Raw genomic sequence first — 24,621 nt, 5'->3', positions numbered from 1 at the left:
GATGCCACAACACATATTCTTTTCATGGCAGAGCGACGTCCCGAATGCCGCGGGCCGTAGCCTGATCGAGCGGGCGCTCGAACGCGCGATCGGTCGACTCCAGGCAGATGCGGAGGTCGACCCCGCCGACCGCGATCTGGTGATCGACCGGGATACCCTCGACGTTCCGGGATCGCCCCCAATCCTCGACACCATCTTCGCCAAAATCGATCGGTCGACCGCATTTCTGTCCGATCTGACCTTCGTCGCCCAACGCGACAACGGTTCGCGATGCCCGAACCCGAACGTCTGCATCGAGCATGGCTATGCACTGAAAGCCCTAAGCTGGCGCCGCGTGATCGCCGTGATGAACACTGCATTCGGACATCCCGACCAGCATGAGCTCCCCTTTGATCTGCGGCATGCGCGCCGCCCGATCCTGTTCGATTGCCCAGCGGACGCGGATGCCGAAACTAACCGCGCCGCGCGTCACGGTTTGACGGCAGCCTTCGTCCAGGCTCTTCGCGCGATCCTCACGGATCAGGAGTCGCGCATCGTCGCGGCGCCCGCTGAGCCGCATCCGCATGACGTCGAACTCCTCGCGCGCGTCAGGCAGCTCTTCGATATGCCGTTTCAGCGGTTCATACGGCAGCAGAATTTCGGCGAGCCATTCCGGCAAACCAATCTCAATCCAATGTACGAGATGAACGAGGACTGGGTCGGCGCGGCTTTCGAGTTTCACGACCAGCCCCTGCAAACGGCTTTTGCGGCGGTGCGCGCCGCCTGCTCAGAGCTGGGCGCGCTCGTGTTCGAGCGCGTCCACTACATGGACCGAATTCCTGGGATGGTCTGGACGAAGACCGATCAGGATGCCGCTCACGGTCGGCAACCCGAGAGCCTGCAGGCCGTCATCGAGCTGAACCGGCGCGGCAACGTCTTTGCTGATGCAATCGACGCCTTTGAGCGGGCAGCACGCGACCGCGTCCGAGTGGCGGCAGGGGCTGTCGCCGCAGCCCCCGACGATCGGCCGGCCCGCGCGATCGAGGTGCTCAACGCGCTTGCCCTCGACACCCAGCGTGGCGCCCTACCGGAGATCGTCAGTCGGCCGCGCATGACGATGCGGCTGATCCCGTTCGCAGCGATCGACGGCGGGCGGCTCGATACCACAGTTGTGCAACGCGCTCAGGGACGCTTTCCCCCGACGCCCCACGCTCGCGTCGAGACCGACAGCGACGGTCGCCAATGGTGGAGCTACGGGCCGCGCCATCGTTCTGCCGAAGGCACCAATCAAGAGACCGATTGGCGCATGCGTCTAGTCCGGCCCGGCTATCTCGAGTTGCAGATGTCCATCGGCCGTCGCGTCGATGACGATCCAGATATTCCCGTAGATGGCCGCCGGCTCGAAGGACTGGTCATCTCCTCCGCCGAACGCATGGCAGCGATTGCCATCGATCTGGGATTGGACGGGCCTGCCCTGATCCACCTCGGCTTCGACGGCATCGAGGACGTCTACCTGATGCGGCCGCGTGGCCGAGCCCGGGCTATGCGCATCCCAGAACTCGTATTGAATCCTTTCACCGTTCAGCGGCTCGATCGGCCGCTCGCCGAACACTTCCACGAGTCGTTCGATATCCTGTGGCAGACGGGCGGCTGGCCCGATGGCTCTACCTCCTACAGCGCTGGGATCTGGGCGGGCTACGCCGACCGCCAGAATTACGCCGACTACTGACCCCACCGCTGGCGGGGTAGTCAAAGATAGGCCGGAAGCTCTAAACCCGATCGTGATGAAGGCCGAGCCTAGATAGCTGTAGCGCAGCGACATACTTGCCGTTGAACGGTCGGCATCGATCGTGTCCGAAGCAGCCGCTTGCGGTGGCTAAGCCAGTCGGCCGGGTATGGTCGTTTGCCGACTGGTATCCGGTGTGCTGAGTTTGAGTCCAAGCTTCCTTTTGCCATGGCGGTCTTTCATCATGGAGTCTTGGGTAACCCTTTGTGGAGGGTGCCGGAGCGATCAAACGCAAAGCGCAGGTGGGCGAGGATAATGACATTGCTACCTCCACCGGGAGGATCATCTCGGACCATATCGTTAACTGAGCCTAGGCCGGCCGCCGAGGTGGATGTCCAAGCCCTTGTCGTGGAAGCATATTTGCGCCTTGGATATAGAGTCCACCGTGAGGTCATGGTCGGCCCGATGCGGGTGGATCTCGTGATCGAGCAAGGCGTCAAGAAGATTCCCGTCGAAGTACTTGGCGGCCAAGGTTCCGTGACAGTCGATCAACTCCGCAATGATATCCTCCGCCTGTCCACTCTACGGGGTGCCGACATTTGGGCTGGAACGCCCGTCATCGTCATCGCGGGGGCAATGTCGCCCGCAACATCCAACTGGGCACGGCATCAAAAGAATGTCAGCATCATCACGCTTAATGCCCTTCTAGAACAGGCTGCTGCTAACCAGTCGGCGCCGCCAGAGCACGCGCCAGAGTTCATCGACGACAGGATTTCAGGCTTTGAGCGGGACTGGCAACGTGACCAAAAGCGGGCGGACCTAATAGAGCAATTGCGAGAGCATGACCTCGACGGGTCGGTTCTTTCTCCAACGGAATACGAGAATCTGTGTATGCAGGTTTTCATCTTTCTGTTTGATCCAAGCCTTTTTGGATTTGAACCTCAGACTGAGACCACCGATGGCGGAAACCGATATGACTTCATCTGCCGAATCGCGTCTGGCCGTCCGTTCTGGGACACGCTCCGTGCCGATTTCCGGACGCGAGCATTACTCTTCGAGTGCAAAAATTACCGCGAACCGATTACCGCTGATCAGATCTATTCGACGGAGCGCTACCTCTTTGCCGGCGCCTTGCGTACGGTGTGTTTTCTGATCGCGCGCAAAGGCGGCAATGCCAGTTGTATGCGGGCTGCGCAGGGCGCGATGCGTGAAAGCGGCAAGCTTATTTTAGTTTTCTCAAACCGAGATTTGATCGAAATGCTGGAGTTGGGCGAAGATCCGGACAGTGCAGAAAATCTGCTTGATGAGCGGATCTGGCGTTTCATCATCAGCCTTCCGCGTTGATGCGGATGTATCCGCTTAGCGTCCGACGAGTCCGGGGCTGTTCACCTCTTGAACCTCGAACAGGAGCGAATTTCACAGCCTCAACCATTTGCAAACCGAGGGCGCTGCTTTCATGGTCGCAGTTCAGAATTTCGGTTTCGTCATCAGCGTGCCGGTCAATCTAATATAGCAGTTCATCGATGGGGAAATTTGATGGGGCGTGAATCCATTTCCAAGATTGGCGAAGCTGCTGCTGCCGGCGTTGGCGCGGCCGCTGGTGCTGGTATCGGGGCAACCATCGGTGTGACCACTGTTACAGTCGCAGCTGAAGCGGCAGCAGCAGCTGCTTTGGCTTCTGGCGCCACGGCGGCAACGACCACTGCTACGCTTGCAGCCGCAGGTGGTGGTAGCTTGGCAGCGGGTGGTACGGGAATGGTAGGTGGCGTGTCGGCGATAGCTGGATCAGCCGCAGCTTCAGCAGCCATGCCAATAATCGGATGGGCTGTGGGCGGCGCGATGCTGGTGGGCCTGGGTGCTTGGGGCGTCTACAAATTCTTCGAACCCACGCCGCAGAACCCTGCCCGCCCACCGGACCCAACGACGGTTGACGCCTAACGCCGCGATAGCCGACATTTGGGGGTTGGACAGAGTGTCGCGAAAGCCGCCGCCCGTTCATATGCCTCGGGTAGCCGAGATCGGTTGGGAGACCACCATACCGGTAGACCGTCTGGCCTTCAGTCGTCGGTTCGGCCTAGATCACCCAACACCTATGGGCTGCAGTGCTTCATGCAGCGCACGTCCGCGCCGGCCGATGATTCCAGCCAAAGCATCGGCGGTTAAGGCGGCAATGGCATCTCGATGCAAATAGCCGGCGTTGAAGAGCGCAAGAAGTTCCCCTCGTGTCAGTGGAAAGCCTAGCGCGCTCAGAGGCAACGCTTCGGCTGGAAGCCCAAGATCAAGCCGCGCGAGCATTATAGCGGCCGCATCCTGATCCTCGGCTTGTTGCAGCACGATCGCGGCTATGCGCAGCGCGGACTCGAGCAGGAAGCGAGAACCATCCGCGTAGCCTCGAATGTCGCCGTGGCCGACCCTGACGAAGGCGTTAGATGAGTACCGGACCTCAATATCGTTGGTCGGCTCGCCAGAGATCCAGTCACTCACGATGAGCGCGCGCTTGCATCGGGCATAGAACGCGACATCGCTTTCAGCACGATGCTGCAATGCGCGGCCCACGCCATGTCCAAAGCGGCCAAGGGCAGCCTGCTGCCAGCGCGGCTCGCCATTGCGGATTTGCGGTGTGTAATCCTCGTCACGCTCCGGTAGACATTCGACGAGAACAAGGAGGGCTTCTAGCGTCGCGTCAGCCGGATCAACGCGACGCAACAGCTCAACCAGGCGCATCGCCGACTCAAGTGTGAGGGGCGACTCGCCGCAGGCTCGTCCAAGCATGGTCAGACGGAGATTGTCGTCGTCTTCCTCGATCAGGCCATCCGCGATCATGCGATCCAACAGCCGTTCGAGCGTAGGGACCATGCGATCGCGCCATGCGGGATTTTGGAGGGCGGCGAGATAACCACCATAGGTGTTAGCGATCAGGTCGACTACCGCTCCGCGCGGAACATCTCTGACCTGCGTGAGCAAGCGGATCACCCACGTACCCGGCTCGTTCTGATTGAACGATGACCGGATGACTTCCGGCTGACCCTGTACGTATCGCCGGAAGAGCTGATTGCGCTCCATGGGAGTATCGGCGAGCAGGATGGCCTTCCCCTCAGCCTCAAACCCCAGGCGCCCGGCGCGGCCTGACATGTTCTTGTATTGGGCAACCGTATAGGGCTGCCGCTCCCGCCCGGGGAAATCCGTCTCGGCGATGATGACGGTGGATGCGGGCGTGTTCACCCCCGCGGCAACCGTGCTGGTTGCGACGAGCGCCCTGATCTGGCCATCTGCCCGGCGAAAGCCGCGCTCGACCGCGACGCGCTCATCGCGGGTGAGATCGCCGTTGTGAAACGCAATGCCACCCTCGAGCGATCGGCGAAGACTCTCTGACATTTGGGAAAGGTCGCCTTCGGGAAGTGCGTCGATCACGTCTTGCGCTGCCGACAGGCCTAGTTCGGCAGCAAGATAGTTTGCGCAACCACTCGCCGGACCACGCGCGTTGCGGAAAACGATGACCTTCTCGCCGGCATCGATGAGATGGCGCACGAGCGGCACGATCACGTCCTGCGAGGATTGCTTTTGCCCGCGCTGGCGGATCGCAAAGCGATCGAGGAGTTGAATCGTTTCGGGGCCGTCCGGCCCTAAGCGCGTAAGTGCGCCGGTTCGATCAAGAACGCCTTCCACGAGCGGGACCGGCCGATGATCAGTTTGCAGAAGATCGCAACCGAGCCAGCGGTCAAAATGGTTGGCGTGCCCGATGACCGCGCTCAATGTGATGAGCTGCGGAGCGACGCCGCGCTGACGGGCACTCACGAGATTGGTAAGCAACAGTTCGACCACCATGCCGCGACCCGGCTCAGTGATGAACTGCGCCTCATCGAGCACCGCCAGCCCGATCTGATTGAGCATGTGCGGGGAGGCGACCGACATGCCCAGGAACTTTTCGTAGGTAAAGAATGCGATGTCGTATTTACCTCGGAGGACAGTGCCGACCTGATCCTGCCAGTCGCCGGAGCATCGGGCGATCCGGAGCCCCAGTCGATCGCCATAGTGAGCCGAGAAGTCCTCGAACTTCTCGTTGACGAGGGCCTTGTACGGCAAAAGAAATATGGCCTTACGGCCATCCGCGATGGCTTTGAGAGCGGCCAGCTCACCAATGAAGGTCTTTCCTGCGCTGGTGGGTGCCACGACCATAAGCGAATTGCCGTCCAACACCCCCTTTTCGTTGACCGCTTCGATCTGAAGTTCGTTGAGCCCTTGAGGAAAGCGCTCATGCCATGCGTCGATAGCTTCTTGCGGAATACCTGCCGCTGCCAATTCGCGAATGTCGCCTGTTGTCTTAACATTGACGCGTTCCGGAAAGGCTTCGCGATAGCGGGCGCCGATCTGGCCGGGTGGCAGGACAAGACCGCCTTCGGTCTGGCCGAACATAGTCGGGGACTGAACATAGCCAAATCGACGGGCATTGGCAGTGACGAGGCGAGTAACTCGATCGACAAGCTCGAGCACCCCGAGAGGTGCGTGTGCCTCTAGAAAAACGTCAATGACGGCCTTGGTGAAGAGGCCGTGACGCGACTGGGGATCCTCAAGCGCCTCTTGATCGGCCGAGGATGCCGCGAACAAAATACGTCCGTTACCTGCCACCTCGCCGAGCGGGAAAGCTACAGCGTCACGGGGAACCAGGCCCGCCTCGATTACGCGCGCCGGAGCACCGCCGCTAAAGCAGCAATCCAGCAAGAGGATGACCGCACGCGCTCTGGTCTCCCGAAAACGCTGAGCCAACTCATCCATGCCCAAGGTAGTGCTCAGCAGATCGGCTACATTCGTGTCATGCATAACCAGACGGTGGTCCTGCGTGCCGTGTCCGGCGAACCCGAGGATCACTACATCGTCTTCATCCGCAGCGCCGAGCGTCGCGTCGAGAACATCGCGCATCGCAGCCAGTGTCGCCTCATCGTCCGTGACGAGGGGCGCGTCCAAGTTGGCGATGCTGTCCGACAACACCGCCCACAAAGCGGTCGCGTCACGCGCGGCTCCTGTCAGATCGCCGATGAAGGAATCCGCATGCCGATCAATTCCGATGAACGCCCCCCGTATCATTACTCAGCCTCGTGTCACCTGGAACGACGCAAAATCAGATCGGTCTGCTTTCTCGAGCGCGATGGCAGCGAACGTCTCTCGCGAGGCGACCTGCTTGTTGCCGACCTTTTCAAACCAGACGCACCAAATCGCAATGCCCTCCACCGACCAATGCTCGCCGATTTGCTCAACGGTCATGATCGGGCCGCCAGATTTCAGTTGGACCGTGTCCCCCGGCGCAAAATCCATACTCTCCCCCATCTGCGTGAACCTCATCTATTGGAAAGGTAAGTTGTTTTGTTACATCTTGCGAGACGGACGGTCCATCTGACCTCGACATTATGTCTTTGCTACGATTCAAGCTACGCTTCGAACACTGCCGCCGCTTTTGGGCCGATTAAGGACCGTCGTCGCCGAAGCACGATCAAGCGCCGACAAGGGTCATCGACAATGACGTCCGTTGCGGCAGTTGGTCCCAGCTCCTGAAACCTGTCGCAAGTTCAGGAAGCCAGATATGGCGCCACCAAGCTTGTCAGCCTATGCGAGTTCCACCAATGTCACACGGCTTCTTGGCAAATGTCGGGGCCGCCCCCGAAAGGCAGGTTTTCGACGTTCCTCAACAACAGCGGAACACGCTGTCATTAGCACAAGCGACATGCTCTAATTCGGTCATGCCTATACTAAGACGCCCCACAAAGAAGGTTCTGTCTGCGAGCATCAGCAGCTGTCTCGGCAACGGGAATCGCTTGATTGAGGAAACGTATGACTTGGAATTTCGGGAACCCAGTGCAACGAGGCTTTACCTTGCAATGATTGCACAGGAGGAGTTTGCAAAGGCGTTCATGCTACTCTTGGTCCGTGATGAGGTCATTCCCTTCAGCGCACCGATACTCCGCGCAATGAATGATCACGCTTGTAAGCAATTGGTGGGATTGATCATGGATTACGTGATCATGCACTGGGATGCGATTGATGATCTCAAAGCGATGTTCGCCGAAGATTCCGAGATGGGCGAAAAATTTCCGGCAGATGTTGGCAGCGCCCTTGAGCTTCTCCGCTACGAGAAGATTGGCCGGTGGGAAGGGAAGAATTGGTGCTGGGACGTAGATCCGAACTATGAGCGTACGGCGCTCGGTATCGCCGAGGGCAAGCAAGACCGTCGCAAGCAAGACGCTCTATATGTCCGCATTGTGAAAGATGGGCGAGTGGCGAGCCTTCCTGACCAATTTACCGAGCAACATGCCAAAGTCGAAATCGAGAAGGCCAATCGCTACGGCCAACTAGTGGCTGCAGCGACAGAGGGTGAAAGCCTCACATATCGATACGAAAAGGCAATTAGCGCCTTCAAGATGCTGTTCGCTGGCTAGCCGCGCAGAACATTTTTCGACGAGGATGGCACAGTTCGTCGCCCTCACAGTGTTGGCTTATGTAGATGAATTGTGTCAGCTTGCCGTTGGCTAAAAGTCTGGGGCGATTCACGCCATGGATGAGCTTGGCATCGGAGGTGACGGTTTGGCGGCGCCGGAAGCCGCTGGTGAAGAGCGCCCGCAAACCACGATCTGGGCCGAACTGAACGCTTGGGGTAAGTCCATTGCAGACTGGCAGCGCTACATAATCTCCCACGCCGTTCGAGACGGCACACTTTCCGATGCGCGGATTGATGAAGCCTATCGATTATTTCTGCGGGACAGGAAGCTTGATAATGGTAATGATGAGCTACCGGATGTGCCGGGCTCGGTCACTGGCCGCGCAGTTGCGGAGGGAACGCCCCTCTCTCTGCAAGCGATAAAGTCACTGAAGAATGTAAATGCCATCCCCGAGGTGTCGCATGTCACCTTCGGTTCTCAACTGACCGTAATCTATGGACACAACGGCGCCGGAAAGAGTGGCTTTGCACGCATCCTCTCATGTGCCTGTTTCAGTCGCTCCAGTTCCCAGATTATTCGCAACATCTACGATGATGATGCGCCCGATGCGCCAGCAACGGCCCAGTTCGTCGTTGATCGTGGCAACGGCTTTGACGAGGATATCGCCTTCACCGATGGTGACGAGCATGATGATCTGAAACGGGTCAGCGTCTTCGATTCCTCTGTCGCCCGCATTCACTTGGCCAAAGAGAACGAGCTGGGATTCCAGCCCGCTGGCTTCGACGTATTCGATGAAGCGATCCGGGCGATCGGCCTCATCACTCAAAAGCTTGACGCTGACATCAATGCGAAAACGCGACCGAACAAGTTCGATCAGCTTTTCGCCGACCCAGGGTCCGTCGCGGACAAGATCGCTGTGCTGAACGCGAAGTCAGACATCGCTGAGCTTCGGACACTCGCAACCTTTGGCGATGCCGAAAAAGAACGTTTGGATGAGGTGGCGCGGCAGGAACAGGAGCTTCTAGCCAAATCTCCCGTTGAAACGCTCAAAGCCCTTGCAACTGCAAAGACCGATACTGAGGCTCTTCAGAAGAAGGTCGCGGATCTCGCGTCCGCCCTCGGCAACGCCGCGTGCGATGAAGCACGCCGACTGCTCGATGGCCACAAGACTGCGCTGTTGGAGGCCGTAAAGGCCGGAAGTGAGGCGGTCTCCCATTCCCAGTTGGGTCAGACGGGCTCAACCGACTGGAACAACTTCGTGCTCGCGAGCCGCAAGTTAGGTCAAGCCGAGGCTGGAACTTATCCGGCAGCAGGCCACCCTGTTTGCTCTGCCATCGCCCTCTCGATGCCCCGTCTGCTTCGCTGATTGGTCGCATGTGGGGTTATCTTGACCATGATGCTCGAAAGGCAGCCGTCGTCGCTGACGAGGAACTCAATCGCTATGCGGCCCAACTCAAGGCGCTTAATTGTGCATTGCTACCCGCTGAGAGCCGCATTCGCGCTGACCTTTCCAAGATTAATCCTGCGCTGGTCGGGGAAATTGACGCGGCCTCTGCCACTTTTGACGCGAGGCGAAACGCGCTTGTTGCTGCTCTTGAACAAGGTGCGGCCGACGCCGTCCATACCGGCGATCTTGCCCTTCCAGAAGAGGCTCTTGCCAAAGCATTGGAGGATATTGAGGCGCAGGATGTGGCGCTCCGCGACGGCAAATTTGATGAGGTTCTTGCCAAGCTGAAAGCCGAGCATATCTCCCTTCGCCATCGTCAGGTGCTCAGCAAGAACATCGACGACCTGGTTGCATTCGTCGAAGACCTAGCCTGGATCGAAAAGGCTGTCGGCTCCCGTCCAAACACCCGTTTCGTCACGGATCGCCAAAAGATAGTTTTCGAGAAGTTGATCGAGGGCAACTACAAGGAGCGCTTAAAGGATGAGTGCGCCAAGCTCGATTGCTCACTGCCGTTTGAGTTCAAGGCGCGGGGGAGCGCTGGGAAGACCCTTCGCGGTCTCAAAGCCAAAGGCGGTCACAAGCCTGATGATATTTTCAGTGAGGGGGAGCAGCGGGCGCTGTCTCTTGCGGATTTTCTCACCGAAGTGAATCTCAATCCCACCAGTGCCGCCATTGTTCTCGATGATCCGGTCACATCGCTCGACCATCAGCGAAAGCGGGCGATTGCTAAACGACTCGCTGAGGAAGCATCTGTACGACAAGTGATCGTCTTTACGCACGACCTCGTATTTCTCACGCTGCTGTCTGACAGAGCCGAGGCCGCTGGCTGCGAGGTCACGAGCCACTGGGTACAGTGCTTGGAAGGTGTCCCTGGGTGTGTAAGTCTCGAAGACACGCCAGCCAATAGCAGGGCCTATCGCAAAACTACCAAGGCGAAGGAGTTTCTGCAACAGGCCAAGCAAGCCACAGGCGGCAAACGGGTTGATTTGGTTCGGAGTGGCGCAGGGGCGCTTCGCCGCACGGTTGAAGAAGTGGTCATTCTTCACCTGTTCAAAGACACTGTGCGTCGATGGGATGAACAGGTCAGATTGGGCGCATTGACCAAAATCAGTTGGTCAAACGACTTAGCAGACGAGATTGTCGCCTTGCATGATGACACCTCCCGGCTCTTGGAAGGCCACTCCAACTCGGATGAATTCGCAGGTGAAATGCCGGACGTGGACTATCTCGAGAAGTTGATCGCCCGCGTGGATGATGTGATCGACAAAGCCAAAGCTCAACGTACCTGAGACCGAGCAAACTGCAGCGATCCGGTGAACCGTCGAAAGAGGGCACAAAGCTGACACGCTAGTTCTCTGCCGGGAACGTCCGCTATGCCAATCTGCGCTCCTGATAGGAGACTTTCCGGTTCGTCCGCAATCATGGTCGTTCTAGAGCCATCATCAGAGCAGATAGGCGATGGAGTGTCTTAGCCAACCTGCTCCCGGAAGGCGCCGCTCGGGATCGTCCGTCGCTCCGGGCTCCACATGCCCCATCCGGACGATCACAAGGCCGCGACCTTTACTCCGGTCGGGCGTCAGCGCGAGCGCCGTTGTCGGCACGGTCAATAGTCGTTGCGGGAACCAGGATGTTTAGTGTGCGTGGATCTCTCGCCCCTTTGTACCAACGGTCCAGCGCGGCCGAGAATAGGGCCTGCTCCGGATCCGCCTCGGCAAACAAGGTTAGCGATGAGCGCACCTTCACGGCGTCAAGCGCGCCAAACACCTCCTCCGGGCCAGACATCGGCAAATCCTGCAGTGCAGTGACGCATTCCTGCAGACGGCTTCCAAGAACAGGATGAGCGAGGTACGCCTGGGCCTCTTCCAGCGAGCGAATGGCGAAGCGTTGCGCCATTCCACTTCGGCCCAGCCCGCTCATTTGGGGGAAAATGTACCAGATCCAATGCGTCTGTTTTCGACCACTTCTGATTTCGCGGAGAGCGGCTTGGTAGGTATCGCGCTGCGCATCGACAAAGCGTTCCAAGTTGTAGTTCATTGTTTTCTACACGCCCAAACCATTATCCGCTCGCATCACGACGCCTTGTACCGGTCACACGCTGATACTGCCAAAAATGCCGGTGCTCCATGTCCGGCATAGACATTCGCCGTGAGCCAGGCCTCTTCCGCATCGCGCTCGACTTCGGTAATATTGCGTGACCAGAAACGTACAACCGGATTCCAGCGGTATCCCCGTGTCTTCAAACGGTCTTTGCTCTCGAACGGAGCATCAACCGCATTTACCGTAAAGCTTGGCCTTTCCGACTTGGCCATCAGGTGTGAAATCACGGTACGCCCATCGGGCAAGTCGTGCGCGAGCAGATGGATGAGTGCGAGAATATCGGCCTCGGCCCTGTGGCCCTCGTAAAACCAACCGCACTGCGACACGAGATGGGCAAGAGCTCACCCGTCGAACCCGAGGTCCAGCCAGTCTGGCTCTGTTAGTGAACAGGCCCACGCCTTACCCGCAACGCCAGGCAGACGCTTGTCGACAAACGGACGATCAAATCCGGCATTGTGGGCAACGATGAGGTCTGCCGAAGTGAGAATCTCCAGCGCCATCTCGTCATCAATGACTTGCCCCTTCAGCATATCGTCCGTCAGCCCGGTCAGTCGGGTGATCACAGGATCAAGGGCGCGCTCCGGATCTTCGCGCCAGACGCGAGGTTGCCCGACCTCTACAATGCGCCCCGCCAAATCGTAGCGGAAGCGCTGAACGGCCAGCTCGATGATCCTGTCGGTTGAGCTATCGAGACCTGTGGTTTCGACATCGATCGCCACACCGACGCGATATTCAGCATCGGGGATCGGCGCATGAAATCCGGTTACGGGCCTCAGCTTGCGCAGGACACGGTAATCCCCACTGGATTCCAGGAACCGCGCGGCGCGCTCGAAGGTGTGATGATCGGTGGAGGACATGGGCTTGCTCGATCGTTGAAAGGATCGCGGGCAGCAGCTGCCAGCATCGGACAAAGGTTCGGCCAGGGACGGTCAAAGCTGCGCGCAAGGTTGTAGGCAGGGAACTAGCCAAGAATCGGCGCAACCCGAGGGCGCGTCAGGCGGCCTTCTCCAGATCCTCGATACGAGCTTCGCACGCCGCACGGACAGCGTCCTCCAGGACCGCGACACGGGTTGCGATCCAGGCAAGTTCGTCGTTCGTGATGTGATACGAGGAGGAATATCGCGCCTTGATGTAAGCATCGCGTAGCAGCGAATAGCAGCGCCGCTCGGCGCGCGTTGCGCGCGGCCAAACCGCTTTCAGGCTTGGCTCCATCTCTTCTGCCAGGTCCCGCAGCCTGTTTAGGTTGTGCGATTTAGGCGACCACAATGTGCGAACCAAGAATATGCAATGATAGAAGCGCTCGACAGCCTGATGAAGGAGAAAAATGGCTTCCTTGGGTCGCCCCATTTCAGAAACCAGGCCGCTAGTGCGAAAGAACGTCGATGCACTCTCGAACCAATCATCAAAATAGTCCTGAGTTTCCTTCAACGCCTGCTCCCGCGACAACGGCAGCGGTTCGACGAACGCGTGGCCTGGTTCCTCGAAGAGGACGATACCGTCCTTGAGGATGTCCATGAAGAAGTAGCGGCCAAGCCGAAGCTTGTCGTTCACATCGTCGAGCGCATGGTAGATCGCGCTCACCGGGGTCCGCAGGGTTGTACCTGCTGTCAGATCGGACAGCAGCCGGCTTTCGGTCTTGTCCCAGAATTCGGCAACGTCGGTCAGCTCCTCGCGGTCCACGACGACCAGCAGATCGTAGTCCGAGAAGTAGCGCCCGACCGGATCCTCGACCCAGTCGCCGCGGGCATAGCTGCCGAACAGGATGATCTTGAGGAGCTTGCCCCCACGAAAGCGCTCCTGCGTGCGGCGCGCGGTGGCGGCCTCGAAGCCGGAACGAATGACCTCGACCACGTAGGCCAGTTCCCTGGCCTTGGTTTCGGGCAAGTGGTCAATGGTCGAGCGCATGAGGGCCAGACTCGCCGTTTTGCACGCTTCTGCCAAGCGAAAATGCGCAAGGGTGACCACGGGGGGGTGCGTTGCACAACTGCCGCAGGGCAATTAAATCCGCACTAAATCAGAAACATCTTGCATTGCAGCATAATCGAGGTGTGTTAGAAATAATCCAGCAACACTTGGGCGATTTCGGAGGCCTGGGAACCGCAGGGGCCGTCCAGCAGACACGGAAAGGACGATCGTCAGGAACAACGGCAGTTGAAGATGCTACCGGCGATCGTGGCTATGCCAGGCGTCCATGCAGGTCTCGGCTAAAACGCTACTCGATCTTGTTGAAGGTGTGGGAAGCCGCGACGAACTCGGCGGGGTCATGAGCGAGGTGTGCAGAGTTCTGGGGTTCCAGTATTTTGCCCTGACCCACCATGTCGACCTTTTGAAGGCCGGCAATGGCGCCATCAGGTTGCACAATTATCCCGAGCGCTGGGCCGAGCACTATGACAGCCAGACCTTGTCCCTCTCTGACCCGGTCCATCGCGCGAGCCAGGTAACTGCCTTTGGCTTTCAGTGGTCCAGGATGCGCGCGCTCATTCCGCTCAACCGGGCGGATCTGGCTATTCTCGAGGCAGGGCGCCACCAGGGCTTCCACGACGGCTATACAATTCCCGTCAACGTCCCCGGCGAAGCCTGCGGTTCGTGTACGTTCGTCAATTCGCTTGGACAAGCAGCGGAGGGCGAAGTTTTACCGCTCGCCCAGGTTCTCGGCACCAAGGCATTCGAGGTAGCTCGCCGATTGTGGCTGCCCCGCGGCTTTTCAGGGAACGTCCAGCGCCCGACACTGACCGATCGCCAGCGCGACTGTGTGCTGTGGGCGGCGCGCGGCAAGACCGACTGGGAGATCTCCAAAATCCTGGGCATTTCCGAAGAAACGGTCGCGCGCCACATTCGCCTCGCCTGTGATCGCTACGGCGTCACCAAGCGCGTTGCGCTCGCCTTTTGCGCCGTGAGCGAGCGAATCATCACGATCCACGACGTCGGTCCGTGGGTCTATACCCCTTTCCCGGCATAGCCGGAGCACCCCGTCTGGCGTGATCGTGCACCTGACCACAGCGGTCCAGGAGCACCCACATGCTGAACATCCTCACGCCCGGCAGCGAGCCGGACGCAACAGTAATGCGCGCCATGTTTGCGGCCCGCAAATCGGTTTTCGTCGATCTGCTCAAATGGGAGGTGCCGGTCCTCGACGGACAATACGAGATCGACCAGTTCGACAACGTCCACGCACGCTACCTCGTGCTGACGGACCCCGACGGCAATCACCTCGCTTCAGCGCGTCTGCTTCCGACCACCAGAGAGGGCATTCTGTCCGGGCTGTTTCGCAAATTGTGCGATGGCCCGGTTCCCTCCGCTCCAGACATCCTGGAGATCACGCGGTTCTGCCTCGACCGGCGCCTGCGCGCCGCAGAGCGCCGCCAGGCGCGCGATGCGCTGGTGCTGGCGCTCGTCGACTACGCGCTGGCCAACGGCATTACCCAGTACTGCGCCGTCGCGGAGCTGGGATGGCTGCGCCAGATCGTGGATTTCGGATGGGATTGCCGCCCGCTCGGACCACTGGGCCAGATGAAGGGTGAGCGGCTCGCCGCGGTGCGCATCCTGATCGATGCAGACACACCAGCTCGCCTTTTCGCCGGTGGAATCCGCGCGACCGGACTTCCGAGCATTCCGGCAAGCCTTGCTGCGTAAGGGAGCGACACACCATGAATGCTCACTCTTCCGCGATCGCCACGGCTCAGGTCGAGCGTCATGTCCACGAGCTGACGACGCGCGGTTTCACGATCGTCCGCGGCGCGCTTCCGCCCCGGATGGTCCGCACGCTGGACAAGGATCTGGAACAACCGTTCAACAACACGCCGTTCGGCATAGGCGCGTTCTACGGCGGCACAACCAAACGGTTCGGGCGACTTCTGATCCGTTCGCCGCATGCCCGCGCCCTCGTCTGTCATCGGCTCATCCTGTCGATCGTCGAGCAGGTACTCTCACCCTGGTGCGACCGCATCCAACTCAACACCACGCAGGCGATCGCAGTGCATCCGGGCGCGCCGGCCCAGCTCCCGCATCGCGACCAGGACATGTGGCGCGGGCCGGTCGGCGAGATCGAGTACCTCGTCAACGTGATGTGGCCACTCACACCCTTCACGGCCGAGAATGGGGCTACCCGGGTCTGGCCTGGCAGCCACGGGGCCCGGGCGCTCGAAGCCGGAGCCGACGGCCCGGAGACGATCGGTGAAATGGCGCCGGGTGCAGCCTTGCTGTTCCTCGGCTCCACGCTCCATGGCGCAGGCGCCAACTACAGCGACATGGTGCGGCGGGGCATCGTCATCGGCTATTCGCTCGGGTGGCTCAAGCCTTACGAGAACCAGTGGCTGGCCTATCCACCGGAGATCGCGCGGAATTTCGACCCGGAGCTCGCTGCCCTGGTAGGATATCGCCAGCACCGGCCCAACCTCGGCAATTTCGAGGGCCAATGTCCCTCGGTGCTACTCGGCGACTACGACGGCAGTCCGCTGGGTGCGATTGATGCGCTGCGTCCCGACCAGATGGCGGCGGCCGACGCTTTCAGCGCGGGCGGACGGGAGGCTGCATGAATGCCGGTCCAACTGCCGAGAGGGTGTATGAGGCCTTGCGCTTGCTTATTCTCAATCAAGCGTTCTGCCCGGGCGACCGTCTCGATCCAGCGCTGCTGGCCGAACAACTGTCGGCCAGCGTAACGCCGGTGCGCGATGCGCTGAACACGCTTACCGGTGAAGGCCTTGTCGAATCCCGCCGGGCGGGCGGCTTCCATCTGCCATCGCTCGATGAGCCGGGCTTGCGCGACATGTTCGTCTGGGAAGCACAGATCCTGCGCCTCGCACTGAACGAAGCCCAGCTGATGCCGGCATCGCCAACCACCCACCGCCAGCAACTCTCGTATGCCGAGCGTGTGGCTGGTGCTGTCGGGACAGTGGCCGAAGGTTCGGGCAATAGCGAACACGCTCGCGCCCTCGCCCGGCTCGGCGCACGGCTGCATTCCGTGCGCACGCTCGAGGAAAAAGTGATCGAGAACGCGCCCGGCGAACTCGCACACATCGAACAGGCGCTGGACCAGGCTGATCGCGCTGCGCTGCGCCGGCTGTGGCGGGCCTGGTATCATCGCAGGGTCGGCGCCGCAGCGAAACTGGTGCGTGCTGCCTACAGGCTACGCGGGAGCGCGTGAGGCGCCAACAATCGGCATATCACCGCGATATAAAATTCGGATCGGAAGACCGGCTTCGTAGCCTGAACTTTGCCGCAATCGTGCGGCGCAAGTGATGGAGTGAAAGCCATGGAACGCAAGATCGAACTGATCGAAGACGTCGAAGACCTCGGCGCTGCCAGCACCGAAACGCTCGGCGCGCCGGGCAACCAGCTCGAATTCGGGGTGATCGCCCGCCCGCTGGGCCTCGACTCCGAATAAGCCTTCGGCAGGCGCGCTTGGTCACAAGCGCGCCTGTTGCCGGGTTGAGGAATACGCTGATGGCATCGCCGCCCCCTCCCCCCGCCTTCCGGCTCGCCGACGGGATCGGCGTTGCCCGGTTCGATGACTCCGTCATCGTTCTCGATGTATCGTGCGATCGCTACCGGAAAGTCGGCGGCGAAGCGGCGGCTGCGCTGCTTGCAATCGCCGATGCGCGCCCGATTGACCCGAACCACGCCGGGCTCGCGGCTTTGCATCGTGCCGGCTTCATCGCCGACCGATTGCACTCCGATGCGCCGTATCTAAATCCTCGCAGCATGCCGCCCCCGACGTCGAGCGTGCTTGAAGGTGGCGCGCCATATCGGGTGGCTACCCGCCACGATCTGGGCGTCGTCCTCGACTGTGCCGCGAGCAGGCTAGATCTGCGGCGATGGCCACTTGAGCGCGTGTTGCGCGCGCTGCGGAACGCCAGACAACGGCATTCAACACAAGAGATCGGTGAGCTGGCGCGCGACTTCGACATGGGACGACGGCTGGCGCCTTTCCGCCCCTGTTGCCTGCCCGATGCGCTGGCTTTCACGCGACGCGCACGGCGGCATGGCCACGATGTGCGGCTCGTGTTCGGCGTGAAGTGCCACCCGTTCGAAGCGCATTGCTGGGCACAGATCGGCGAGGTGGTGCTGACTGACCCGCTCGAGCGCGTGCTGCGCTTTCAACCGATCCTCACGTTATGAACCCTGAACGCTATCTTCTGGTGATCGGCGCAAATCGTTCCCCTGCCCTGCTGTCGCGCGCCGCGGCGCAACTGACTGGATGCGGTCTTCAACGCCGGGACTTCGGCCAGGATGTCACCTTGTTTGCAGCACCGGGCCTTGCCGTCGTGGAGCACCCGTCATTGGCGGTGATCGGACAGATGTCCGACGCCAACTTGGCCCAGCTCGCGCATTGTGAGACGCCTGTTGAGCTCGTAGCCGACTCCTGGGGCAACTATATCGCTCTGGGCCTTGGCACCGATGGCACGCCGCGCTGGGTGATGCGTGCGCCGCTGGGACATCTTCCTGCCTACCGCACAAGCGCAAACGGCACCGAAATCATCGGCTCACATCCGGACCTCACCCTGGCCGTTACGGATGAAAAGCCCACGCTCGCCTGGGAGTTCGTGGGGCGGCATCTGGCGTTCCAACATCTGCAGACTTCCGAAACGGGGCTTGCCGGAATCGAGGAGTTGCTCGGCGGGGAAAGCCTGGAACAAGGGTCGAACGGGGATTGGCATCGCCGCCAGGTGTGGTCGCCCTGGACCTGGACCGCGCAGAGCCGCGAGATAGGCGACCCGTTGAGGGCGCGACAGAACCTGCGCGCCAGCGTTGAGCGCGCGGTTGCAGGTTTGATCCCGCGCGACGTTCTCTGCCTTCTTGAACTGTCGGGGGGAGTAGACTCTTCGATCCTCGCCGCCGCGCTCGCAGGCCACAAAGCAAAGGCGCGGGCCGTCACGCTCGTGACCGATGAGCGCGAGGGCGACGAACGGATCTATGCCCGCGCAGCCTCGATCGCCACGGGGCTGCCGCTCGACGAAGTAGCCGTGACCGGCGCAGTCAATCTCGCCCGCCCCGCCAGCATGCGAAGCGCGCGCCCCGGATTGCCGATGACGCTGTCGCTCGCCGATGACCTGCTGGCCGAGAAAGCGCGCGCCGAAACCATCGGCGCCTTCGTCAGCGGTGCAGGCGGGGATTGCGTGTTCTGCTCGCCCGCCTCGGCCGCGCCTGCCGCCGACGTGTTGCGCCGATTCGGCGTGGGTCGCGCGGCGTGGGCTGCGGTCGATGCTCTGGCGCGGATTCACCACGCCAGCGTGTGGGACGTCGCGAAAATGGCCTGGCGACAGGCACGCGAGCGCACGGCGCAGTCTCAATGGCCGCGGACCACCGGCTTTCTGGCGCACGACGCTTTGCCCACCACCGCACCTGTCCATCCCTGGCTCGAGGAGCCGGCCGATGTCCTGCCCGGCAAGCGCAGCCATGTCCGCGCGATCCTCGCAGCGCTTGCTCATGTCGAGGGGTACGGGCGTCACGCGGTGGCACCCTCGCGCTTCCCGCTGCTGAGCCAGCCCGTGGTCGAAACCGCGCTGCGCATTCCTTCGTGGTTATGGATCGAGAACGGTCGTGATCGCGCGGTCGCCCGAACCGCGTATAGCGGCTTTCTTCCCGCAAGCGTGCTCGACCGACGCACCAAGGGCGGGCTCGACAGCTATGCCATTGCGATGCTGGCCCACAATCGCAGCGCGCTGCAGCCGCTCCTGCTGGAGGGACATGTTTCGCGCAGCGGGCTACTCGACCGGCGGAGGCTCGAGGCTGCACTCGCGCGGCAACCTCGTCGCGGCGATGCCGACACTTATCTGCTCTTCCCCTTGATCGACACCGAAGCCTGGGCAAGCGCCTGGCTCGGCGAGCCGTAGCCACGCCAGCGGACGTATTGCGCGGCCTTGGCGGGATCGGGATCCACCTCGCCGGCCAGCCAGAAGCGGAACCAGTCGAGGTTGCGTTCATTGGCAGCAAGCTGGTGGCGAGGCTGCCACTTGATGTGCATTTCCTGGGGGAATGCCCAGAGTTCGGCGGGCTTGCCGGCGCGCTGCAGTCGGGACAGCAGTTCAACATTGGACCGATATTCCTGCTCAGGCACCTGCATGAGAAATGGCGCCGAGATCCGGTCCGCGTTGAACGCCGGCGACATCCGCCGCCATCCTTTGCGGTCATGATCGGGATCGCCGATCCCCCATGAACTGCGCAACACACCAGCGACATCGCGCCCGGCGACTGCATTGTACCAATAATAGGCCGGGGTCAGCATGACGTTGGCGACGGACAGAGCGCGCAATCGATGGGTATGGATCGCAAGCCAGGCGGCCACCTCACCGCCGAAGCTGACCCCGCCGACGCCCACGTGCGCAGGATCGATGGTGCCCTCGGCCGCCAGCTTGTCAATGATCGTTCCGATGCCGGCTTCAGCCACCGCATAAGCCTCGGTGTTGCGGCCCCCACCGACAAAGCCAGCAGAACGATTGATGCACATCGCCGCGATCCCATGTGCCGCGAGCGCTCTCAGAGGGAATTCGTCGCCAAGCCCGCCGCGCAGATAGCCCGCGCAGGAATAGTAGGTGATGAACAAGGGCACAGGCCCGGAGTGCCCAAGCGGCAGAGCAATGAACCCTGCAAAGGGTCGCCCCTCGGCATCCACCCAATTCAGCGGCGCAAAATGCGGCTCACTCGATGGCAATTCAGGATTGGGGGAAGCAAGGTTCCGCAGGGCACCGCTTTGCGGATCGACCAGCACCAGGTGCGGCGGAACATTCGCACTGGCCGCAACGCAGGCGATCACCACTTCGTGCGCCGCGCAGGGATCACCAAGATCTGCGCCCCCTTCAAGCAGACCTTCGCCAACCACCAGTTGGCGCGTGGATCTGTCGGCAAGATTCCAGACGATCAGCGAGGAATTGTTGGGCGTCTGGCGAACCTCGAGCATCACTTCATTGCGGTGTCCGATCCAGTTGATCGATCGCACCTTCGACGGATTGCACAACGCATCGGTACACCGCGCGACTTCCTTCCCATCGGGCGCGGCGAGGACAAGGTGATAGTCCTGCCCTTTGCCAAGCAGAAGGACATTGCCGCGATTATCGCCCGACTCTGCGCGCACCATGACAAATTCGCCGCCCAGCTTATCGAAACCCTTGATCGGTGGCGCGTAGACCTGCTGCTCTTGCCCGCTGGCATCGCGCAACATGCCGGATTGGGGATCGAGGATCTCAAGGTGTGGCGCCTGCTTGGGCAAAATACCCCCTTGCTCGAACCAAGCCCCGCGCAATCGCCCTGTCGCCCAGCGCCCGTCGATCCAGTCGCCCCGATAAAGCGGTCGCTGCGGATCAACGCTCGCATCGATCAGGGTCCCCCTGTCCTTCTCTTCCTCCTCGGCAAGAGCAATGGCCGCACGTGATCGGCCGACTGCAACGGCAATCTTGTGCCCGTTCTCGAGCGCCGCCACGTCCGTGACGTTCCCGTCCTCGTGGGTCAGTTGGCGCACGTCGTTGCCATCGACCTCTGCGCGCCAGACCTGCGCTTCACCCTTCGCAAGCTTGCGGAACAGGATCGCGCGCGAGTCCGAGGTCCAGATCGGCGCGCGCGCCAGCATCGTACCATTGAGCAAGGTTGGTTCACCCGCGTCAGCAAACCGCCGTGGCGGTTTGGAACCGTCTGCGGGCGCGACGAACCAGGCAATGTCATATGCGTTGCGGTCGATCGAGGCACGCGCTTCGCGCCAGACGACAAGGCGCCCATCCGGGGAAATCGACGGGCTATCGATCCGCGTCATTTCGATTTCTGCCCGAATCCCGGCCCCGGCAGCGGCATGAGCCGCAACCGGGGCCAGAACCAGCAGGGCGAGCGCAAGGGGAGCTGAAGCCTTGCGCATCACCATGCCTTTACCAGCTGGAGAGCAATGACCCGACCGGCCGCGCTTGCCTGTTCGGGATCGAAACCCGATGCCGAATAGGGCGTGCGATTGTTGACGTAGGGCGGATTGCGGTCAAACAGGTTCGTCACGCTGAGCGACAACCGTGTCCCGCGCATCGGGCCATCGACCTCGCCAAAGGTCTTGCTCAACTGGACATCAACGGTCGTCCAGCTGGCAACATGTTCGACCGGACTGACCGCAGTGTTGGCGTAGCCGGCGGTGTGGTTGACGAAACCTGCAAACCCGACGCTACCAAGCTGAAGCGATGCGCGACCACGGACGCGATAGCGCACCGGGTTGCCGATCGTGCCAAGGGCTTCGACCACGGGCGATGTCGCGGTGAACTGCTGCGTCAGGCGGAACAACCAGGTACCCGAAGCGCCAACTTCGAAGAACCCGCCCGTCAGAGCCTTGCGATAGCCGAGATCGAAATCGATCCCGTCGAGGTGGTTGCGCGCAAGGTTCGCGTTGCGCGCATCGATCACATAGGCAATCGCCGAGGCGGGAATGCCGAACGGGTTCGCAAAGTTCGGATCGGCATAGAGAGTGGCCAGCGTTGCCGCCGATGGGTTGGCGGTGATCAGCGAGGCGTAGCGGTCGCGCTGGGTGAGGAACGTGAAGGCATCGACCGCCGGGTTGAAGATGCGGTCGCGATACGAGACGTCGAACCAGGTCATGCTCAATGCAAGACCGGGCACGGCCTTCGGCCGGAGATCGATACCGGCCGTCAACGTACGCGCTCGTTCCGGTCCGATCGCCGGATTGTTGCCGAACAGCGCGACGACATTGCTCGATCCGCCAGGCGATGTCGGATCGGATACCGGCAGAGGCACGATCTGGCTGAGTCCTGGTCCCTGACGCACATCGAAGAACCCCGGCGCGTGGAACGAGGTGCCGTACGCGCCGCGCAGGGCCAGCCCCTCGACGGGTTCCCACGTCACACCAACTTTCGGATTCGTCGTCGTCCCGAAATCGGAATAGTGCTCAATGCGGCCCGCCACCGAGAATTCGAGCCGGTGGATCCCGGAAATGCCCTGCCCCGGTTCGACCAGCGGCGCCATGAGTTCGGCATAGCCCGCAACGACATGTCGCGAGAGCGGGTAGCCGGTGTCGCCACCCGAGATCGGGCTGAGGCTGAAATCATCGTAGACATAGGCGGAACCGAAGGCTTCGGCCCGGTATTCGGCGCCGACGGCAAGCCGCAGAGCACCACCCGGCAGCGCGAACAGTGGCCCGTCGAACTTCAACCCTGCCGTGGTCTGGCGCGAGCGATCGCGTTGCGTCGCAGAGCCGCGCACCTTGTCGATCGTCGCCACGCTGGTGTGCGAGCCATCGCCGAACACGTTGAAAGCTGTTGCCGGATTGCTGTCCGCAAGCGCGGCCGCCAGGCGGGCACTGTTGACCTCGTTCAGTGAATCCAGCTGTTCATGTTGCTGGCCGTAGCTGCCATAGACTTCGCCATGCCACTGACCGAACCGTGCCTCGAGCGAGGCCGAGGTCGCCCAGTTGGTGACGTGCGCCCTGTTGAGCGGCGCGCCGAGATCCTTCCGGAAATCGTAGGTGACGCTGACCGGCTGACCGGTGCCGATCGGATCGACGTAGAATGGGTTCGCAGACGTGACCGTGACCGGCGAATTGAGCGCGAAGTAGCGCTGAGACGACCGGCGATCGGCGGCAAAGCCCTGGACGCGCAACGTGACCGCGGGAGTGATTTCCTGCTCGAAGGCAATGACGCCGGCATGGCGGCGGGTTGCGGGCAGGAGATCGGTTTGGCTACGGCCATCGCCAAGGTTGGTGACGCCGGGGATCAGGTCGGACCCTGACAGATGCGTGCCATCCTGCCCCTTCGGAATACCATAGACGCTGCCGTCAGCCGCCGTGATCGTGCCAGGGTTAGCATAAGCCTGGCGATAGTCGGGCCCACCGTAGCGGCGCAGGTCTTCGGTCGCATAAGCGCGGTCCTCCGATCCAAGCCTCGTGCGATCGTAATATTCATATGCCGCCATGATCCGACCGGTGGACCACTTCTTGCCGACGATCTGGCTCGCCTGGAATTCGGTGAAGCCATCTGCAATCCCTGTCCGCAGGCTGGTTTCCGCGCCCTCGAAATTACGGCGGAGCCTGACATTGACCACGCCGGCAACCGCGTCCGAGCCGTAAATTGCAGAGGCCCCGTCAGCGAGCACTTCGATCCGCTCGATCGCGCTCGTCGGGATCAGCGAGAGATCGACGAAGGTGCCCCCTCCCCCGCCCAGCGCGAGCCGGTTGCCTTCCACGAGCGTCAGCGTCGAAGTCGTCCCGAGGCCGCGGAGGTTGACGCTCGCGCCGTAGCCGATGTTGCCGCCGGCATTGTTGCGCGTGGTGAAACCGACCGTGCCCTCATTGGCGCCGCCGCCGAAGTTCTGCGGGATCGCGGCCATGACCTCCTGGGTCGTGGCAAGGCCGCTTTGCTCAATGTCCTTGCGGTCGATCGCGATCACCTGTGCGCCGGCAGGCGCAGACCCGCGAATGCGGGTGCCGGTTACCAGGATCTCGGGGGTGTTGGCTCCACTCCCCTCCCCCGGCAGACGCGCCGTTGCGAGCCTGACCGCGTAAGAATCGCCGATCTCGACGCTCTGCAGTCCAGACCCTGCCAGCAGAAGCGACAGGGCCTCGCCGACCGTGAAGGTGCCGCGCACCGCCGGGGCACTGCGCGCGCCCACGACATCGGCATCTGCCAGCACGGTCTGCCCGGATGCTTGCGCAAGGCTGCGCAGGGCATCGGCCAGCGGCTGCGCAGGCAGATCGAGGGGCAGTCGTCGGGTATCGCGCGCCTGCGCACCATGCGGTGCAACGAGCACAGTAGCCGCCATCAGCGCGGCGACGATCGAACGGGTTTGGGTCATGGACGTCATGGTCTTGCCTCCCTGGCGCCCGAATGAGCGCTCATGGCGGTGGAGACGCCGGCGGTCGCAATCACCCGACAGAAATTTTTGATGGGCGCGATCACGCTCGCCGTAGCGGAGCGCGGGGTGCTGACCCCGTCAGCCGAGCCGGAGCTCTATGCTGCACAACCGGGTCC

The 24,621-nt window shown here is 61.4% G+C and carries 20 protein-coding genes; 12 read left to right on the top strand and 8 right to left on the bottom strand.

The genetic code is table 11. The annotated features are described in order from the left end of the window. Position 1: 1 nt before the first annotated feature. Together HHL27_RS19925 and HHL27_RS19920 are read left to right on the top strand one after the other, a co-directional pair. Positions 2-1,708, top strand: a complete 1,707-nt coding sequence (locus tag HHL27_RS19925; protein WP_169495147.1) for a hypothetical protein — start codon at positions 2-4, stop codon at positions 1,706-1,708. A 450-nt stretch (positions 1,709-2,158) separates the two neighbouring features. After that, positions 2,159-3,049, top strand: coding sequence for a hypothetical protein (locus tag HHL27_RS19920; protein WP_206069737.1), 891 nt, complete (start codon positions 2,159-2,161; stop codon positions 3,047-3,049). Between the two features lie 735 nt (positions 3,050-3,784). Here the strand turns inward: HHL27_RS19920 and HHL27_RS19915 are convergent. Continuing rightward, positions 3,785-6,787 (bottom strand): DEAD/DEAH box helicase, encoded by a 3,003-nt coding sequence (locus HHL27_RS19915; RefSeq protein ID WP_169495145.1) that lies wholly within the window; start codon positions 6,785-6,787, stop codon positions 3,785-3,787. A 3-nt stretch (positions 6,788-6,790) separates the two neighbouring features. Continuing rightward, complete coding sequence (locus tag HHL27_RS19910) at positions 6,791-7,015, bottom strand: YodC family protein (RefSeq protein WP_240960098.1); 225 nt, start codon at positions 7,013-7,015, stop codon at positions 6,791-6,793. 290 nt (positions 7,016-7,305) lie between these two features. Here HHL27_RS19910 and HHL27_RS19905 point away from each other — a divergent pair, with 290 nt between their 5' ends. The 3 genes from HHL27_RS19905 to HHL27_RS19895 all read left to right on the top strand — a co-directional run bounded on the left by HHL27_RS19905 (position 7,306) and on the right by HHL27_RS19895 (position 10,869). Continuing rightward, a complete protein-coding gene (locus tag HHL27_RS19905) occupies positions 7,306-8,133 on the top strand; it encodes a hypothetical protein (protein WP_338114968.1) in 828 nt (275 codons plus the stop codon). Positions 8,134-8,248: 115 nt separating this feature from the next. Then, positions 8,249-9,499: an ATP-binding protein gene (locus HHL27_RS19900; RefSeq protein WP_169495142.1), complete on the top strand. Its 1,251-nt coding sequence runs from the start codon at positions 8,249-8,251 to the stop codon at positions 9,497-9,499. A gap of 8 nt (positions 9,500-9,507) precedes the next feature. Further along, entirely contained in the window at positions 9,508-10,869 is a 1,362-nt protein-coding gene (locus HHL27_RS19895; protein WP_169495141.1) for an AAA family ATPase, read from the top strand. A 271-nt stretch (positions 10,870-11,140) separates the two neighbouring features. Here the strand turns inward: HHL27_RS19895 and HHL27_RS19890 are convergent, their stop codons facing one another. From HHL27_RS19890 to HHL27_RS19880, 4 genes are all read right to left on the bottom strand, one after another. Continuing rightward, positions 11,141-11,614: a DUF1810 domain-containing protein gene (locus tag HHL27_RS19890; protein WP_169495140.1), complete on the bottom strand. Its 474-nt coding sequence runs from the start codon at positions 11,612-11,614 to the stop codon at positions 11,141-11,143. A 35-nt stretch (positions 11,615-11,649) separates the two neighbouring features. Next, positions 11,650-11,889 (bottom strand): hypothetical protein, encoded by a 240-nt coding sequence (locus HHL27_RS22550; protein WP_240960096.1) that lies wholly within the window; start codon positions 11,887-11,889, stop codon positions 11,650-11,652. Between the two features lie 129 nt (positions 11,890-12,018). Further along, positions 12,019-12,534 carry an exonuclease domain-containing protein gene (locus HHL27_RS22545; RefSeq protein ID WP_240960095.1) on the bottom strand — a complete coding sequence of 172 codons (516 nt, stop codon included), beginning with the start codon at positions 12,532-12,534 and terminating at the stop codon, positions 12,019-12,021. A gap of 136 nt (positions 12,535-12,670) precedes the next feature. Next, a complete protein-coding gene (locus HHL27_RS19880) occupies positions 12,671-13,642 on the bottom strand; it encodes a HEPN domain-containing protein (protein WP_338114967.1) in 972 nt (323 codons plus the stop codon). A 226-nt stretch (positions 13,643-13,868) separates the two neighbouring features. Here HHL27_RS19880 and HHL27_RS19875 point away from each other — a divergent pair, with 226 nt between their 5' ends. The 7 genes from HHL27_RS19875 (at position 13,869) to HHL27_RS19845 (ending at position 19,509) form a co-directional block, all read left to right on the top strand. Further along, entirely contained in the window at positions 13,869-14,636 is a 768-nt protein-coding gene (locus HHL27_RS19875; protein ID WP_169495138.1) for a LuxR family transcriptional regulator, read from the top strand. Positions 14,637-14,695: 59 nt separating this feature from the next. Further along, positions 14,696-15,310 carry an acyl-homoserine-lactone synthase gene (locus HHL27_RS19870; RefSeq protein ID WP_206069736.1) on the top strand — a complete coding sequence of 205 codons (615 nt, stop codon included), beginning with the start codon at positions 14,696-14,698 and terminating at the stop codon, positions 15,308-15,310. Between the two features lie 14 nt (positions 15,311-15,324). After that, a complete protein-coding gene (locus HHL27_RS19865) occupies positions 15,325-16,212 on the top strand; it encodes a phytanoyl-CoA dioxygenase family protein (protein ID WP_169495137.1) in 888 nt (295 codons plus the stop codon). After that, positions 16,209-16,820 carry a GntR family transcriptional regulator gene (locus HHL27_RS19860; RefSeq protein WP_277350591.1) on the top strand — a complete coding sequence of 204 codons (612 nt, stop codon included), beginning with the start codon at positions 16,209-16,211 and terminating at the stop codon, positions 16,818-16,820. Before HHL27_RS19865 ends, HHL27_RS19860 begins: the two co-directional genes overlap by 4 nt. 108 nt (positions 16,821-16,928) lie before the next feature. Beyond that, positions 16,929-17,060 (top strand): benenodin family lasso peptide, encoded by a 132-nt coding sequence (locus HHL27_RS19855; protein WP_169495135.1) that lies wholly within the window; start codon positions 16,929-16,931, stop codon positions 17,058-17,060. A 59-nt stretch (positions 17,061-17,119) separates the two neighbouring features. Further along, a complete protein-coding gene (locus tag HHL27_RS19850) occupies positions 17,120-17,794 on the top strand; it encodes a lasso peptide biosynthesis B2 protein (protein WP_169495134.1) in 675 nt (224 codons plus the stop codon). A 119-nt stretch (positions 17,795-17,913) separates the two neighbouring features. After that, the gene (locus tag HHL27_RS19845) at positions 17,914-19,509 is read left to right on the top strand and encodes an asparagine synthase-related protein (RefSeq protein ID WP_169495133.1); all 1,596 of its coding nucleotides are present in this window, start codon (positions 17,914-17,916) and stop codon (positions 19,507-19,509) included. Here HHL27_RS19845 and HHL27_RS19840 read toward each other — a convergent pair. Together HHL27_RS19840 and HHL27_RS19835 are read right to left on the bottom strand one after the other, a co-directional pair. Next, positions 19,446-21,419, bottom strand: coding sequence for an Atxe2 family lasso peptide isopeptidase (locus HHL27_RS19840; RefSeq protein ID WP_240960101.1), 1,974 nt, complete (start codon positions 21,417-21,419; stop codon positions 19,446-19,448). The two genes, HHL27_RS19845 and HHL27_RS19840, sit on opposite strands and share 64 nt — an antisense overlap. Positions 21,420-21,517: 98 nt before the next feature. Further along, positions 21,518-24,454 carry a TonB-dependent receptor plug domain-containing protein gene (locus tag HHL27_RS19835; protein WP_169495131.1) on the bottom strand — a complete coding sequence of 979 codons (2,937 nt, stop codon included), beginning with the start codon at positions 24,452-24,454 and terminating at the stop codon, positions 21,518-21,520. Positions 24,455-24,621 lie beyond the last annotated feature (167 nt).

The organism is Novosphingobium olei, assembly GCF_012927405.1.
Taxonomy (GTDB): domain Bacteria; phylum Pseudomonadota; class Alphaproteobacteria; order Sphingomonadales; family Sphingomonadaceae; genus Novosphingobium; species Novosphingobium olei.
The sequence above is the reverse complement of the archived record's forward strand: the minus strand, read 5'-3'. Positions and strand labels throughout refer to the sequence as shown.